Here is a 14,782-nt window from a genome sequence, read left to right on the forward strand (position 1 = left end):
GCGTGCGCGTCACCGAGGTGGGCGCCCGGGCCTTCCGGCTGCCGCTGCACCGGCCCTGGGACGGGGGCGTGGACCGCAACGACGTCGTGGTGGTGCGGGTGGCCACCGACTCCGGGCTGGTCGGCACGGGGTTCGCGTGGACCCCGCTGATCGGGGCCCGGGCGGTGGCCGCGCTGGTCAACGACGACCTGCGGCCCGCGCTGGTGGGCGCCGAGGCCCATCCGGCCCGGTGGGACGAGCTGCGCTGGCACCTGCGCGAGGCGGGTACCAGCGGGCTCACCCTGATGGCGCTGGCGGGGGTGGACATCGCCCTGTGGGACCTGCGCGCCCGCGCGGCGGAGTCGAGCCTGGTGGACCTGGTGGGTCGGCGCAGGGAGTCGGCGCCGACCTACGGCAGCGGGGTGAACCTGGACTACTCCCTGCCCGACCTGGTGGAGCAGGTGCGCGGCTGGGTGGAGGCCGGGCACGTCGCCGCCAAGATCAAGGTCGGCTCGCCCGACCCTGCCCGGGACGCCGAGCGGGTGGGAGCGGTGCGCGAGGTGCTGGGCCCGGACCGGCTGCTGATGGTGGACGCCAACCAGCGCTGGGACGTGCCCGGAGCGGTCCGGGCGCTGGACGCCCTGGAGGGGTTCGGTCCGCACTTCGTGGAGGAGCCCCTCCCGGCCGAGGACCTGGAGGCGCACGCCCGCCTGCGCGAGCGCACGCGGGTGCCGTTCGCGGTGGGTGAGAACCTGCGCACGGTCGCCGAGTTCGAACGGGCCGTGGAACTGGGGGTGTGCGACGTCGCCCAGCCCAACGTGGTCCGGGTGGGCGGCATCACCCCGTTCCTGCGGATCGCGGAGTCGATGGCGCGCCGCGGCGTGCCGGTGGCTCCGCACCTGTTGCCCGAGCTGTCGGGGCAGCTGGCGCTGTGCCTGCCCCGGGTGGCCATGGTCGAGGACATCGACCGGGCCTCCTTCGCCGCGCTGGGCGCGTTGGCCCGCCCCAGCGGGGTGGAGTTCGACCGGGGCCGGGTGCGCGCCGACACCGGCCGCGGCCACGGCCTGGTGTTCGCCGACACGCTCACACCGGTCGCGGACGCTTCCCCCTAGCACCGGGTCGCGACCGGGAAAAGGGGCCGGGACGCCCCGTGGCGGTGGCGTCCCGGCCCCGTCATGAGTACGGGTACTCAGCGGGGCCGGGTGCGCGTACCGATGTGTGCGGGGCGGCCCGGTCCTAGGTTCGGGGCATGACCTCCCTCCTCGTGGGCCACGCCGCGGCGGCCCTGCACTTCGGTTTCCTCGCCTTCGTCGTGTTCGGCGGTGTGCTGTCCTGGCGCTGGCCCCGGATGTTCTGGGTGCACCTGGCGGTGGCCGCCTACGCGCTGGGCATCGTCATCGTCGACTGGCCGTGCTTCCTGACCGAGATCGAGAACTGGTCGCGGGCGCGCACCGGACGGGCGGTGATGGAGAACGGCTTCATCGACTTCTACCTGACCGGAAACCTCTATCCGCCCGAGCACCTGCTCACCTCGCGCCTGGTCATGGCCGGGATCGTGGCGCTGACCTGGGCGGGCGCGGGATGGCTGGTCCTGCGCCGCCGTGCGGCGGAGCGGGCCGGGGTGTGAGGCGGCAGGGCCCGACCGGAGCCGTCCCCACTGCCGGAGGCTCAGGCCAGGAGTTCGCGCGCCAGCGCCTGGCACCACCACCGCTCGACCCGGGCGGGCTCCCAGCCGCGCTCGACGGTGAGCGTGGTGTAGACGTCGATGTTGCACAGGGCGGCGTAGACGTCCACGGCCGACGCCGTGTCCAGTCCGTCCCGCAGGAGTCCGGCGGGCCAGGAGGAGAACACCTGCGTCCGGGTCTGGTCGGCGCGCTCGCGGCCCTCGCGGTAGGTCCTGGCCAGTTCGGGTTCGGCGCGGCCCGCCTCGCGTACCAGGGTGATGACGTCGCCCGCGTGCTCGTAGAGCCGCCTGTCGTAGGAGGCCATCGCCGCGAGCTGGCGCCGGGGGTCGGACCCGGCGGCCTCCAGCTCCCCGACCATCCGGGGGATGTCCGCGGACAGGGAGGTCGAGTCGGCCAGGGCCAGTGCCAGGCCGGTCTTGTTGCCGTAGGCGGAGTAGACCGTCGGCACGGAGACGCCCGCCTCGCGCGCCACGTCGCGCACGGTCGTGGCCGCCCATCCCCGGGAGACGAAGAGCCGCCGTGCGGCGTCGGCGATCTCGGCCCGTGTCTGCTGTGCCTGCGCGGTGCGGCGCAGGGAGTCGTAACGGCGCTGGCCCGTTTCTGTCGACATGACCGCCCTCCTGCCTTTCGGTGGTTATATTGAATATATGACGCGTAAAACCAAATCCGGGGCGACGCCCCTGTCCTTCTTCCGAGTGTGCGGCCTGGCAGCCCTCGGCTTCGCCGCCGCCATCGTCGCGGCCAACGCGATCGCGGTCCCGGCAGGATTGCCCACCACCGGAGCCGGGACCGCGGAGGTCACCGCGTTCTTCGGGGAGCAGGGCGGCGTCGCCGACCTCTCCTCGGCCCTGACGCCCCTGGCCTGGGTCCTGGCCACGCTGTTCGGCGCGGGTGCGGTCGCCGCGACGTGGCGCTCCGAGCGCGAGCGGGGTGAGGCGTGGGCCCTGGTCGGCTTCGCGGGGCTGGTCCTACAGAACACCACCTTCGCCGGGATCGTCGCGCTGCGGCTGGCCCTGGCGTCGATGCCCCTGGACGAGCCCGCGGTGACCGCCGCCGTCTGGGCGGTGCACGAGGGTTTCTTCACCCTCAACGGCACCTTCCTGGCCCTCGCCCTGCTCGGCCTGTCCGTCGCCGGGAGGCGCGGCGGCCTGATCCGCCCGTGGCACGCCGCGCTGGGACTGGTCTCCGCCGCGCTGATGCTCGCCTCCTCCGTCCTGGCGCCCCTGGTCATCGAGCACGGCAACCCCCTCGGCCTGATCGGCCTCGTCGGCTGGCTGCTGTGGGTCGTGTGGGTCTGCGCCTACGGCGTGGTCCTGGTGCGCCTGCCCTCCCTGAGGGCACCGGCCGCCGTGTGACCCCGCGGGGACGACGGAGTCCAGGTTCTCCCCGGGGCCCGGACGCCGTGGACATGGAGGTCGGGGGCTTCGACCCTGGAGGGCCTGCCGCTGGAGTGAGGACCCGGTTCAGGCCAGCCCGGCGTCGTGGGCCAGCAGCGCGATCTGGGTGCGGTTGTCCAGGTCGAGCTTGGCCAGGACGTTGGAGACGTGGGCCTTGACCGTGGCCACGCTCATGTACAGCCGCGCGGCGATCTCCGCGTTCGTGCGGCCCCGGGCCACGGCCAGGGCCACCTCGTGCTCGCGAGGACTGAGCCGGGACAGCGCCGCGTGTGCCCGCTCATGGGACCCGGCCTGGACGGCGGTGCGGTCCATCAGGCGCAGGGTGATGCTCGCGGACAGGATGGGCTCGCCCTCGGCCACCCGCAGGACCGCGTCCACGGTCGGTCCCGTGACCGCCCCGGGGCCGATGCGGCGGCCGTGTCGCGCCGGGGAGTGTGGGGCGCGGGACGTTCGAGGGCCGACACCGCACCGGTGCGGCCCCGGAAGACGACGACGTTGGGAAAGCCCATGGCCACCGCCGCATCCACCACCCGCACCGCCTCCACCGGTCCGAGGCGGCTGCTCACCGCTGCCGCCGCGGTGCTCGCTCCGCTGGCCCTGTGGGCCCTGGCCGTGCCGCTGACGGGCGTGGACCTGACCGCTTTTCCCGGTGGGCAGGCCCGGCCGGTGGGGCCGGGGTCCGTGGCCTTCGCGGGCCTGATCAGCGCCGCGGCGGCCTGGGGACTGCTCGCGGTGCTGGAGCGCACGGCGCGGCGGCCCCGGCGGGCGTGGACGGTCACCGCCTGCGTCGTGCTCGTGCTCTCCCTGGCCGGGCCGCTCACCAGCGGCGCCGCGCCGGTGGTCGTGCTGGTGCTGGAGGGGATGCACGTCCTGGTCGGGGTGGTGCTGATCCTGGGCCTGGGCCGCTCGGCCCGCACCTGAGCCCGCAGCTCCGCTCCCGGGACTCGTTCATGGCGCGCCCCTTCCGCGCTGAGCCCGCCACCGGGGCCGAAACGGCGTGAGACACCGGCCGGGGCGGAGCTTCACCTTCTGTTCTGGGCCCGCCACCAGCCCTCTTGAGGGGCACCGCGCACCCGGGGAGCGCGGCGGTCGACCTCGGGTGTTCGGCAAGGTGCTGGGCACCGCAGCCGCCCGGCGCCGACCGCGGGGCTCAGCGGGTGGGCGGCGCGGTGCTCTCGCGCTCGACGACCTCGCCGCGCACCGTGACCACGCGGGGCTGGGCGCTGGGCTCGCTGTCCAGGGCGAGCACCGCGGCGCGTTCGCCCATCTCCTCCAGCGGCAGGCGCACCGTGGTCAGGGCGGGGGTGAGGTCGCGCAGGGTGGGGATGTCGTCGAACCCGGCCACCGACAGGTCGGTGGGCACCCGCAGGCCCAGGTCGCGCAGCGCGGCCATCGCGCCCGTGGCCATGACGTCGTTGACGGCGAACAGGCAGGTGGCGTCGGTGCCCACCGCCATCAGGCGGCGGGTGGACTCGTAGCCGCCGTCGCGGGTGAAGGCGCCGTGCACCACGTTGTGGTGGGCCAGCTCCAGCCCCGCGCCCGAGAGCGCGGAGTGGAACCCGTCCAGGCGTTCGCGGGCGGTCTGGAGGTCGGTGGGCCCGGCCAGGATGGCGAACTCCCGGTGCCCCTGGGCGATGAGGCGGCGGGCCAGGTCGGAGGCCCCGGTGTGGTTGTCGGGGGTGACCGTGTCCGCGGGCAGGCCCTCCTGGGACACGCACGCCACCCGCCCGCCCTGGCGGCGGAACATGCGGATCTCCTCGGACAGGCGCCGGTTGCTCTCCTCGTCGGTGGAGCGCGAACCGACCAGCACCACCGCGCGGGCCCGGTGCGCGCGCAGCGTGGCCAGGATGCGGCCCTCCTTCTGCGCGGAGCGGTTGGTGGTGCCCAGCACCAGGACCAGCCCCTGCTCCTCGGTGTGGCGGGTGACCCCGGCCGCGATCGAGGAGAAGTAGGGGTCGGAGATGTCGTGGACGAGCAGGCCGACCAGGGCGCTGCTGTTGCGGGCCAGGGTCTGGGCCGAGGCGTTGGCCAGGTAGCCGAGCTCGCGCGCGCTGGCGGTCACCTTGTCACGCAGGCGCTGGCTGACCTGGCGTGTGCTGCCGTTGATCACCCTGGACGCCGTGGCCAGGGACACCCCGGCGTGCTCGGCGACCTGTTCCAGTGTCACGTAACCGGACTCCACGCCGCTCCCTCTCCTGCCTCGGCCCATGGGAAAACTCTTTCCTACCCTAGCGGAGCCCTCGACCAGCTCATGGATGCTCGGACGTCGCACCGGTACCACCGGCCCCGGACCCGTCCGGAGAGGCGGCTGACCGGCCCTCCCCGGCGCGCAGCTGCGTGCGCCAGGTCCGGGAGGGGGCCCAGCCCAGCGCGGTGCGGGCCGCCTGGGAGGAGAAGACCGCGCGGCCGTCGGCCAGGGCCGGGGCCGCAGGGGCGGTTCCGGGGTGGTGCAGGGGCAGCAGGGCGTCGACCGGGACCTCGGACAGCGGGTCGGGGGCCATGGCGTTGAACACCTGGCCGCCGCTGACCTTGGCCGGGTTCTCGACGACCAGCGCGAACAGCTCGGCGGCGTCGCGGGCGTCGACGTAGTTGAACAGGGAGGTGGCGGCCAGGGCGGGGTCGGCCAGCCGCTCGGCCATGGTGTGTCCCAGCTGGGTGGGCGCGCCCTCCCACTCCTCGGGGGCCACGACGTAACCGGGGCGCACGCAGGACAGGACGCAGGTGGCGGAGGTGCGCGCCAGGGCGCGCACGGTGTCCTCGATGATCGCCTTGCTCAGCCCGTAGGCGTGCCAGGGCGTGACCGGGTGGGCCTCGTCCAGCGGCAGGTAGCGGGGCGCCCAGGAGGGGGTGTTGTACCCGTAGACGGTGGGGCTGGAGGCGGCCACCGCCGAGTGGGCGCCGTGGGCGACGGCGGCGGAGAGCACCGCCCAGGCCAGGCCGGTGTTGACCTGGAGGGTCTCCACGTCGGGGCGGGCGAAGGGCACGGCGATCCCGGCCAGGTGGACGACGGCCTCGGGGCGGGCCCGGGTGAAGGCCGCCTCCAGCGCGGCCGGGTCCAGCAGGTCGGCGGTGACCGCGTCGACGCCCTCGGGCAGGTCGGCCGCGGCGGTGTCCACGGAGGTCACCTGGTGTCCGCGTGCGGCCAGGGTGGCCACGACGCTGCGGCCGAGCCGCCCGGAACCGCCGGTGACGAGAACGCGCATGGGTGTTGTCTTCCTTTCCTCGCCCCCGTGCTCGGGGGAGTCGTCCACAGGCCGTGCGGGGCACTGGTGCCGTCCCGCACGGCGGACCTGACGTTGATATCGGGGCCCAGGCCCGCCTGCTTCGCGCTGCGCCCGTCGCGCCCGGGCCGACCCCGCAGCGCCCGCCCCCGCGAGGCGTGCTTCACAGACCGCGTCTCACAGACCGCGTCTCATGGGCTCTCATGGGCCGGGCCCCGCCGGTTCGGTCCGCGGACCCACCGCGGCTCCGCCCCGGTCCTGGCGCGGAGCCCGGCCCTCCTCACGGATCACGGGCTCAGGGCAGCTCCCGCGCGGCCTCGGCCAGGGCCGCCAGTTCCCCGGCTCCGTCGGTGCGCCCGTCGCGCACCGCCACGCGCAGCCGCCGCTCCAGGCGCCCGCCCTCGGGCAGCGGCAGCCGCGCGTCCCACGCCAGCGCGGGACCCACTCCCGGGTACTCCTTGACCCGCAGGAACCACGGGTCGGCGTGCTCGCCGGGCTGGAGGAAGAGCAGGGTCCACCCCCCGCTCACGGCCTCGTCCGCGTCCTCAGCGCCACCACCGACCAGCGCCAGCCACTCCGCCCGCGAACCGTGCAGGGCCTCCTCACCCGACAGCCCGCCCGCGCCGACGACGGCGGGCGGGGCCGCGGCCACGGGCGCGCGCCAGAACAGGCCCCCGTACCCGGCGCCGGGGCGGCCGTTGGTGGCGGGACTGCCGATGCTCAGGTCGCGTCCCGAGGTGTTGCGCAGCTGCGTGCGCACGTCCAGGACCCAGGTGCGCCCGTCCAGGCCCGCGGCCCGCACGGTGCGCTCCTCGCTCAGCATCTCGGCCCCGTCCGGGCCGGTCCACGACAGCGCCTCGACGCGGCGGTCCGCGGCCAGCTCCAGCCAGGACACGTGCCGTTGGCGTCCGTGGTTGTCCAGCAGCACCGATCCCCGGTCGCGGGTGAAGGTGCGCCCGCCCCAGAAGCTCACCCCCGACACGTCGGGCACGGCCACGCCCACCCCGAAGTGGTGCAGGTGGTCGGCGGGCCGCTCCTCGGTGACCGGCACCCCGGCGAGGGTGTGCACCGGGTGCAGGTAGGGGCGCGGGGACAGGGTCGGCTCGATGTCGGTTCCGTCCCTGAGGACGGCCAGGACGCGACCGTCCATGGTCAGAGTGTTCACGGCGTGGCCTTCGCGTCGGTCGGTCCCGTCCGGGCTGCGGGGGACCAGGCGGGGTCGAGTTCGGAGAACAGCGCCAGGTGCTCGGCGCTGCGGTGGATGAGGGCGTCGATGCCGGGGATGATCCGGCGCACCCCCTCCTCGGTGCGGTACACGTGCTGCATGCCCGCGGGCAGCGCCACCGGGTCGGGCGCGGTGCGCACCGCTTCGAGCACGTGCATGAACGCCCGGGTGGCCTGGGGCGGCACCAGCAGCGGCTCGTCTCCGCGCACGTGGTCGACGAGGTTGGACATCAGGGGGGTGCGCGGGTGCGTGGTGGTGGCCGGGTCCCGGCCCAGCCGGTGCACGGTGACCCGGTCCAGCGTGTACTCGAACTCGATGCGCCCCAGGTCGCCGTGCACCACCAGGCGCGGCGGCAGGTGCTCGGGCGCGCACAGGGTCACCGCCAGGGTGATGGGCAGCCCGTCCGCGGTGCGCACGCGCACGCACGAGGTGTCGTCGGCCTCGATGGGGTGGGCGTGGAACATCTCCAGCTCCACGTCCCGCGGTGCCTCGGTGGCGGCTCCGGCCACGGCCAGCGCGGTGGCCAGGGCGTGGGCGAAGGGGTTGGTCAGCGCCCCGTCCACCACGTCGCGCCCCTGGAGGCGGCGGCGCCCCGCCCAGGGTGCGCGGTCGTAGTAGGCCGAGGTGCGCACCCACGTGCCCGAACCGCCGATGCCGCGCACGCGCCCCACCGTGCCCTCGCGCACCAGCGTGCGCACAGCCTCCACGGCGGCCGACCCCAGGCTCTGGAAGCCCACCTGGCAGGCCAGCCCGGAGGCGTCCACGGCCGTGGTGAGCTCCTCGAACTCGGCCAGGGTCGCGGTGGTGGGCTTCTCCAGCAGCAGGTGGGAGCCGTGTTCCAGCACGGTGCGGGCCAGGGGCAGGTGGGTGTGGATGGGTGTGGCCAGGACGGTGATCCGCGCGCCGGTGCTCTCGATCGCCTCGCCCAGGTCGGCGTGGCAGGGCAGCGGGCCGTGCCCCTCCAGGTCGTCGTCCTCGGCGACGGGGCGCTGGTCGCACACGCCCACGAGCCGGACCAGGCCGCTCTCCGCCAGCTCCCGCAGGGAGCGCAGGTGGGCGCGGCCGTGGCCGTGGACCCCGGCCAGCAGCACGGGCACGGGTTCGTCCATCAGCTGCCCCCGAGCAGGTCGGCGACGCGGACCGGCGCTCCCGAGGCGATGGAGGCGTTGGCCGCCAGCCCGGTGAGAAGGGCGTTGCCGCCGTCGGAGTGGTCGGGGCGGATGCCGTCGTCCTCGCCGCCGAAGAGCGAGTCGAGCATGAGCTGGTCGCCGCCGCCGTGGGTGCCCTCGCCCACGGCCACGGGGATCTCCTCGGGCGGCTGCCAGTGGCGGCGCAGCCACAGCCGGGCGCTGGTGTGTTCCTTGGGGGCGGGCATGCCGCGCACGGGCGTGGCCTCGTCCTGGTCGGGCGAGGTGTACTCGAACTCGGTCATGTCCAGCTCCAGGCGCCCCCGGCTGCCCGTGATCGCGATGCGGTAGCCCTCCCAGGGTGCGTAGGCGACCAGGTGGTAGGTCAGGCGCGCTCCGGTGTCGTAGCCGACCAGCACGGACATGTCGTCCTCGATGGTGATGCCGGGTCCGAAGACGTTGAGGTCGCGCCGGTAGCCGTCCTCGTGCTCGGCGTCCAGGTACAGGGCCCTGAGGTCGGGGCTGTCGTCCATGTGCAGGGCGAAGGGGTCGCTCTGGGCGGCGTCCTCGCCGTGGCCGCGCTCGTAGTCGGCGGCCAGGCCGTGGCGGCGGCCGTTGTCGTCGCCGTAGAAGAACAGCCTCCCCGACGCGAACACGTCGGTGGGGCGGGCGCCGATCCACCAGTTGACCAGGTCGAAGTGGTGGCTGGCCTTGTGCACGAGCAGGCCGCCGGACTGGGTCTTGTCGCGGTGCCAGCGGCGGAAGTAGTCGGCGCCGTGGCGCAGGTCCAGCAGCCACTCGAAGTGCACCGACCCGACCTCGCCGATGACCCCGGAGGCGATGAGGTCGCGCAGCTGGCGGTGGACGGGGTTGTAGCGGTAGTTGAAGCCGACGGTCACCCGCCCCCCGGTGCGCGCCTGGGCCTCGTTGATGCGCCGCAGCCCCTCCAGGTCGGCGGTCATGGGCTTCTCTGTGATGGCGTCGAGTCCGGCGTCCAGGGCCGCGACGACGTAGTCGGCGTGGGTGCGGTCGACGGTGCAGACGATGACCTCGTCGACCCTTTCCTCCTTGAGCATGTGGACGAAGTCGTCGGGGGAGTAGGTCGGCACGGCGTCGAGACCGGCGTCGGTGACGATGCGGTTGTGCACGGCCATGCGGGTGCTGTTGGTGTCGCAGAGGGCGACCAGACGTCCCCGGTCCCGGTGGGTGCCGGTCAGGGCCCGGGTGTACATCCGGGCGCGGGAGCCGGTGCCGACGATCGCGTACCTGCGTGGGGTGGTGTGGTTCACACAGGGCATGGTAAACGCTTTCCCATCCGGTCGACAAGGGTGTCGACCAAGACGTGTCCGAGCATCCGCACTCCCGTGACGCACGACGGTACGTGTCCATGCGACTGCGGAGGGTGGGATTCTTTGTGCGAACGGTCGCGAAAGCGGTGAAATCGGAGTGATCCTCGCGCCCTGCGGGTCGCCGGAAGCGTAACGATATGGGGCTTGGATCACAGTTTTCGGGAAACCTGCCGTTGACACCCATGTAACCCGGTGCTAGAAACTGAACATCTTAGTACGTGGATAGCGCTTACCAGAACATGTTTAGGCAGTTCAACACGTGTTCTCGCCCACAGCGTACGCGTCTTCCGAACGAGATTGGCAGTTTCCATGATTCCAGGACCGCACGCGCCCGCCAGCGCTCCGGCGGTGGCCCCACAGGAGGGTGGATCCCCGTGAGTGCCCTCCTGCAACGGCGGCCCGCCAAGGCCCCCGAGGACCCGGCCGGTGCCAAGCCGCGCCGCCGGGTCGGCAAGAGCCCGGCCCCGGGCAAGCGGCGGAACGAGAACCTCGCCGCCTACGGCTTCCTGGCCCCGTGGTTCGTCGGCCTGGTGCTCATCACCGCGGGCCCCCTCCTGGCCTCCCTGTACTTCTCCTTCACCGACTACAACCTCATCGGTGACTACGGGTGGGTCGGCCTGGAGAACTACCAGCGGATGTTCGACGACGAGCGCCTGCACAGCGCGCTCAGGGTCACGTTCGTCTACGTGTTCGTGTCGGTGCCGCTCCAGCTCGCCCTGGCCCTGGCCCTGGCGATGATCCTGGACCGGGGCGTACGGGGGCTGCCCCTGTACCGGTCGGTGTACTACCTGCCCTCCCTGCTCGGCGGCAGCGTTGCCATCGCCATCCTCTGGCGCCAGGTCTTCGGCGCGGAGGGCCTGATCAACCAGGTGCTCGGCTTCTTCGGCATCCAGGGTGAGGGCTGGGTCTCCCACCCCGACTACGCGCTGGGCACCCTGATCGTGCTCAACGTGTGGACCTTCGGCGCACCCATGGTGATCTTCCTGGCGGGTCTGCGCCAGATCCCCGCCATGTACTACGAGGCCGCCGCGGTGGACGGAGCGGGCCCCATGCGCCGCTTCTGGAACATCACCGTCCCGATGCTCACCCCGATCATCTTCTTCAACATGGTGTTGCAGTTCATCAACGCCTTCCAGACCTTCACCCAGGCGTTCGTGGTCAGCGGCGGCACCGGCGGCCCCTCCGACTCCACGCTCTTCTACACGCTCTACCTCTACCTACGCGGCTTCGGCTCCTTCGACATGGGCTACGCCTCGGCGATGGCCTGGCTGCTGCTGCTGATCATCGGCGGGTTCACCGCGGTGAACTTCATCGCCTCCAAGTACTGGGTCTTCTATGGCGACTAAGACAATGGCCCCCGCGCCCTCGCAGAAGCGCACGCGGGCCGAACGCACACGACGGCTGATCACGCACGTCGGGCTCATCGCCTTCGGGCTGATCATGCTCTACCCGCTGCTGTGGATGCTCTCCAGCTCGTTCAAGCCCACCGAGGAGATCTTCCGCGCCCCGGGCCTGATCCCCGAGACCTTCACGCCGGGCAACTACACCGAGGGCTGGAACGCGCTCCAGTTCCCGTTCCACCACTACCTGCTCAACTCGGCGATCGTGGTGGCCGGGGCGATCGTGGGCAACCTCATCGGCTGCTCGATGGCGGCCTACGCCTTCGCCCGGCTGGAGTTCCGCGGCAAGCGGCTGTTCTTCGCCGTCATGATGGCCACGATCATGCTGCCGATCCACGTCGTGATCGTGCCGCAGTACATCCTCTTCGCCGAGCTGGACTGGATCAACACCTTCCTGCCGCTGATCGTGCCCAAGCTCCTGGCCACGGACGGGTTCTTCATCTTCCTCATGGTGCAGTTCATCCGCGGACTGCCCCGCGACCTGGACGAGGCGGCGCGCATCGACGGCTGCGGCCACGTGCGCATCTTCTTCCAGATCATCATGCCGCTGTCCCTGCCGGCCCTGGCCACCAGCGCGATCTTCACCTTCATCTGGACGTGGAACGACTTCTTCAGCCAGCTGATCTTCCTCACCGACCCGTCGATGTACACCGTTCCCGTCGCCCTGCGCACCTTCGTCGACTCGACCTCGCAGACCTCCTGGGGTCCGCTGTTCGCCATGTCGATCGTCGCTCTGGGGCCGGTCTTCGGTTTCTTCCTCGCGGGTCAGCGATACCTCGTCAAGGGCATCGCCACCACCGGAATCAAGTAGTCGAAGGGAACCGAACACATGCACGCACACCCTGGCAGCGGGCGCCCCCAGGCCCGTCGCCGCAGCCCTTTCCTCTCCGTGGCCGCGGGAATGGGCGCCATCGTGATGGCGGCCACCGCCTGTGGCGGCTCCGAGGCCGACGACGGCACCGTGGAGCTGCGCTTCTCCTGGTGGGGCGCGGACGACCGCCACTCCACCACCCAGCAGGTCATCGACCTGTTCGAGGCCGAGAACCCGGGCATCACCATCGTCCCCGAGTACACCGACTGGGCCGGGTACTGGGACCGTCTGGCCACCAGCACCGCCGCCAACGACGCCCCCGACATCATCACGCAGGAGGAGCGCTACCTGCGTGAGTACGGCGACCGCGGCGCCCTGCTCGACCTCAGCGAGACCGAACTGGACATGTCCGGGATCGACCCCCTGGTGGCCGAGAGCGGCGACCTGGACGGGCAGACCTTCGGCGTGGCCACCGGCGTGAACGCCTACGCCATCCTGGCCGACCCCCAGGCCTTCGAGGACGCGGGCGTGGAGATGCCCGACGACGAGACGTGGACCTGGGACGACTACATCGAGATCTCGGCCCAGATCAGCGAGGCCACCGACGGCGAGACCGTGGGCACGCAGAGCATGTCCTACAACGAGACGGGCTTCCAGATCTTCGCCCGCCAGCGCGGGGAGAACCTCTACGCCGAGGACGGATCCCTCGGCTTCTCCCAGGAGACGCTGGAGGAGTGGTTCTCCGTCACCGAGCAGCTGGTGGAGAACGGCGGCCAGCCCGGCGCCGCCGAGAGCGTGGAGATCGAGGCGGGCGGCCCCGACCAGTCGGTGCTCTCCACCAACCAGGGCGCGATGGCCCATTTCTGGACCAACCAGCTGGGCGGCATCTCAGCCTCCTCCGGCCGCGACATCGAGCTGCTGCGCTACCCGGGCGAGAGCACCGAGGACCGCACCGGCATGTTCTTCAAGCCGGCCATGTTCTACTCCATCTCCGCGGGCACCGAGCACCCGGAGGAGGCGGCGCTGTTCGTGGACTTCCTGCTCAACAGCGAGGAGGCGGCCGAGCTGATCCTGGCCGACCGCGGTCTGCCCGCCAACGTGGACGTGCGCTCGCACATCATCGACTCCCTGCCCGAGGCCGACGCCCGCAGCGCGGTCTTCCTGTCCGAGATCGAGGGCACGATCGTGGACGGCAACCCGCCGCCGCCGATCGGCGCGGGCCAGGTCGTGGACATCACCAAGCGCGTCACCGAGGACCTGACCTTCGGCGACCTGACCCCGGCCGAGGCCGCGGAGCAGTTCATCTCGGAGGTCGAGGCGGCCACCGGCGAGGCCTGATCCGGAAGGCGCGGATCCAACACCAGTACGCGGGCGGGCCCGGCGGGAGGAGACTCTCCCGCCGGGCCCGCCCGCGTGTGCGGCCCGTCCGGACGGTGGCGGGGACCGGCGGTCGTTCGGGGAGGAGCCCCGGCGGCGCCCGTGCGCGGTCCCTCGTTCCTCAGGGGGAGGCGGCGACCGGCGGCTGCTCGGGATCGGACTCCGGCCGCGCCGGGGCCGGGGGCACGGCGGTCTGGGCGACGAAGGCGCCCGCGACGATGACGGCGGCGCCGACGGCCTGCACGGGGGTGAGCGCCTCGCCCAGCAGCACCCACGCCAGCACGATCGCGGTGACCACCTCCAGGTAGGCGACCGCCCCGGCGACCTGCGGGGACAGGCGCCGGATCGCCGAGATGCCGAGGAAGTAGGCGAGCGCGGTGCACACCAGGCCCAGCCACAGGGCCGCGGCCCAGCCGGGGAAGGAGAACCCGCCGAGCGCGACCGGGCCGGCGAGCATGTGCCAGGGCAGCGTCCAGGGCCGGGCCAGGACGCCCAGCAGCACCGCGGCGACCAGCGAGCCGAAGGCGACCACGGCCAGGGGGTGGGTGTCCTCGTCCATGCTGTCCGAGAGCAGGAAGAAGGCGGCCTGCGCCGCGGCGGCGCCCAGCGCCAGCCCCACGCCGACCGCGTCCAGGCGCACGCCCGCCCACACCTCCAGCAGCAGGCCGAGTCCGGCCACGGCCAGGACCACGCCGACCACGGCGGCGGGGGAGACGCGGGTGCGGCGCACCACGCGCAGCCACAGCAGGACCAGGACCGGTCCGAGGAACTCGATGAGCAGGGCGATGCCCACGGGGATGCGCGCGATGGAGGCGAAGTACAGGGCCTGGACCCCGGCCATCGGGAAGACGCCGTAGGCCAGGACCAGCAGCGGGCGGCGGCGGGCGGTGCGCCAGTGGGCCAGGGCCACGGGCAACAGCAGCAGCGCCGCTCCGGCCACGCGCAGCCAGGTGACGTGGAGGGAGTCCATCCCGGCGTCCAGCAGGGGGCGGGCGAAGACGCCTGATCCGCCGAAGGCGAGTGCCGAGGCGAGCGCGAAGGCCAGCCCCGAGCGTCGGTGGCGCGCGGGTGGGACGGACACGGCGGTGCTCCCGGGGGATGGTGGGGACGTGGGACCGCTGACGAGCATACGGCCGGGGTCCGAGGAAGTCTTCGGGCGGCGGGGGCCTCCGGTGACGGGGTCGTACACGAGGGGTGCTCACGACCGGTCG

General features: G+C 72.8%; 14 protein-coding genes and 1 pseudogene. 7 read left to right on the forward strand and 8 right to left on the reverse strand.

From position 1 onward, the window contains the following. Positions 1–2 precede the first annotated feature (2 nt). Entirely contained in the window at positions 3–1,091 is a 1,089-nt protein-coding gene (locus HGB44_RS09150) for a mandelate racemase/muconate lactonizing enzyme family protein (protein WP_061081931.1), read from the forward strand. 137 nt (positions 1,092–1,228) lie between these two features. Next, the gene (locus tag HGB44_RS09155; RefSeq protein WP_061081932.1) at positions 1,229–1,606 is read left to right on the forward strand and encodes a DUF2784 domain-containing protein; all 378 of its coding nucleotides are present in this window, start codon (positions 1,229–1,231) and stop codon (positions 1,604–1,606) included. Positions 1,607–1,647: 41 nt separating this feature from the next. Here the strand turns inward: HGB44_RS09155 and HGB44_RS09160 are convergent, their stop codons facing one another. Next, positions 1,648–2,274: a TetR/AcrR family transcriptional regulator gene (locus tag HGB44_RS09160; RefSeq protein ID WP_061081933.1), complete on the reverse strand. Its 627-nt coding sequence runs from the start codon at positions 2,272–2,274 to the stop codon at positions 1,648–1,650. Positions 2,275–2,311: 37 nt separating this feature from the next. Between HGB44_RS09160 and HGB44_RS09165 the strand changes: the two genes are divergently transcribed. After that, entirely contained in the window at positions 2,312–3,019 is a 708-nt protein-coding gene (locus HGB44_RS09165; RefSeq protein WP_210751393.1) for a hypothetical protein, read from the forward strand. A gap of 108 nt (positions 3,020–3,127) precedes the next feature. On the opposite strand, the pseudogene HGB44_RS09170 reads toward HGB44_RS09165, so the two are convergent. Continuing rightward, a pseudogene (locus HGB44_RS09170) lies at positions 3,128–3,439 on the reverse strand (response regulator transcription factor); the annotation flags it as partial. A 129-nt stretch (positions 3,440–3,568) separates the two neighbouring features. Here HGB44_RS09170 and HGB44_RS09175 point away from each other — a divergent pair. After that, a complete protein-coding gene (locus HGB44_RS09175) occupies positions 3,569–3,982 on the forward strand; it encodes a DUF6069 family protein (RefSeq protein ID WP_061081934.1) in 414 nt (137 codons plus the stop codon). Between the two features lie 229 nt (positions 3,983–4,211). On the opposite strand, the gene HGB44_RS09180 is transcribed toward HGB44_RS09175, so the two are convergent. The 5 genes from HGB44_RS09180 to HGB44_RS09200 all read right to left on the reverse strand — a co-directional run bounded on the left by HGB44_RS09180 (position 4,212) and on the right by HGB44_RS09200 (position 9,923). Beyond that, complete coding sequence (locus HGB44_RS09180; RefSeq protein ID WP_061081935.1) at positions 4,212–5,243, reverse strand: LacI family DNA-binding transcriptional regulator; 1,032 nt, start codon at positions 5,241–5,243, stop codon at positions 4,212–4,214. A gap of 67 nt (positions 5,244–5,310) precedes the next feature. Then, on the reverse strand, positions 5,311–6,264 hold the full coding sequence (locus tag HGB44_RS09185; RefSeq protein WP_061081936.1) for an NAD-dependent epimerase/dehydratase family protein: 954 nt from the start codon (positions 6,262–6,264) through the stop codon (positions 5,311–5,313). A gap of 313 nt (positions 6,265–6,577) precedes the next feature. Beyond that, complete coding sequence (locus HGB44_RS09190) at positions 6,578–7,432, reverse strand: DUF6807 domain-containing protein (RefSeq protein ID WP_061081948.1); 855 nt, start codon at positions 7,430–7,432, stop codon at positions 6,578–6,580. An 11-nt stretch (positions 7,433–7,443) separates the two neighbouring features. Continuing rightward, positions 7,444–8,616, reverse strand: coding sequence for a Gfo/Idh/MocA family protein (locus HGB44_RS09195; protein ID WP_061081937.1), 1,173 nt, complete (start codon positions 8,614–8,616; stop codon positions 7,444–7,446). Next, complete coding sequence (locus HGB44_RS09200; protein WP_082768488.1) at positions 8,616–9,923, reverse strand: Gfo/Idh/MocA family oxidoreductase; 1,308 nt, start codon at positions 9,921–9,923, stop codon at positions 8,616–8,618. Before HGB44_RS09200 ends, HGB44_RS09195 begins: the two co-directional genes overlap by 1 nt. Positions 9,924–10,357: 434 nt before the next feature. Between HGB44_RS09200 and HGB44_RS09205 the strand changes: the two genes are divergently transcribed. From HGB44_RS09205 to HGB44_RS09215, 3 genes are read left to right on the forward strand one after another with little or no spacing between them, the layout of a single operon-like run. Further along, positions 10,358–11,329, forward strand: coding sequence for a carbohydrate ABC transporter permease (locus HGB44_RS09205; RefSeq protein ID WP_061081939.1), 972 nt, complete (start codon positions 10,358–10,360; stop codon positions 11,327–11,329). Further along, the gene (locus tag HGB44_RS09210; RefSeq protein WP_061081940.1) at positions 11,319–12,194 is read left to right on the forward strand and encodes a carbohydrate ABC transporter permease; all 876 of its coding nucleotides are present in this window, start codon (positions 11,319–11,321) and stop codon (positions 12,192–12,194) included. The genes HGB44_RS09205 and HGB44_RS09210 overlap by 11 nt, the downstream gene beginning before the upstream one ends. Positions 12,195–12,212: 18 nt before the next feature. Continuing rightward, complete coding sequence (locus HGB44_RS09215; protein WP_061081941.1) at positions 12,213–13,532, forward strand: ABC transporter substrate-binding protein; 1,320 nt, start codon at positions 12,213–12,215, stop codon at positions 13,530–13,532. Between the two features lie 160 nt (positions 13,533–13,692). Here HGB44_RS09215 and HGB44_RS09220 read toward each other — a convergent pair whose 3' ends face one another. Further along, the gene (locus tag HGB44_RS09220; protein ID WP_168443991.1) at positions 13,693–14,652 is read right to left on the reverse strand and encodes an EamA family transporter; all 960 of its coding nucleotides are present in this window, start codon (positions 14,650–14,652) and stop codon (positions 13,693–13,695) included. Between the last annotated feature and the right edge of the window lie 130 nt (positions 14,653–14,782).

The organism is Nocardiopsis alborubida, assembly GCF_012396365.1.
Taxonomy (GTDB): domain Bacteria; phylum Actinomycetota; class Actinomycetes; order Streptosporangiales; family Streptosporangiaceae; genus Nocardiopsis; species Nocardiopsis alborubida.

Bases quoted from the DNA above. Each gene is read 5' to 3' on its own strand.
- HGB44_RS09215 (WP_061081941.1), top strand. From the start codon at position 12,213: ATGCACGCACACCCTGGCAGCGGGCGCCCCCAGGCCCGTCGCCGCAGC.
- HGB44_RS09185 (WP_061081936.1), bottom strand. From the start codon at position 6,264: ATGCGCGTTCTCGTCACCGGCGGTTCCGGGCGGCTCGGCCGCAGCGTC.
- HGB44_RS09190 (WP_061081948.1), bottom strand. From the start codon at position 7,432: ATGGACGGTCGCGTCCTGGCCGTCCTCAGGGACGGAACCGACATCGAG.
- HGB44_RS09210 (WP_061081940.1), top strand. From the start codon at position 11,319: ATGGCGACTAAGACAATGGCCCCCGCGCCCTCGCAGAAGCGCACGCGG.
- HGB44_RS09160 (WP_061081933.1), bottom strand. From the start codon at position 2,274: ATGTCGACAGAAACGGGCCAGCGCCGTTACGACTCCCTGCGCCGCACC.
- HGB44_RS09155 (WP_061081932.1), top strand. From the start codon at position 1,229: ATGACCTCCCTCCTCGTGGGCCACGCCGCGGCGGCCCTGCACTTCGGT.
- HGB44_RS09195 (WP_061081937.1), bottom strand. From the start codon at position 8,616: ATGGACGAACCCGTGCCCGTGCTGCTGGCCGGGGTCCACGGCCACGGC.
- HGB44_RS09175 (WP_061081934.1), top strand. From the start codon at position 3,569: ATGGCCACCGCCGCATCCACCACCCGCACCGCCTCCACCGGTCCGAGG.
- HGB44_RS09165 (WP_210751393.1), top strand. From the start codon at position 2,312: ATGACGCGTAAAACCAAATCCGGGGCGACGCCCCTGTCCTTCTTCCGA.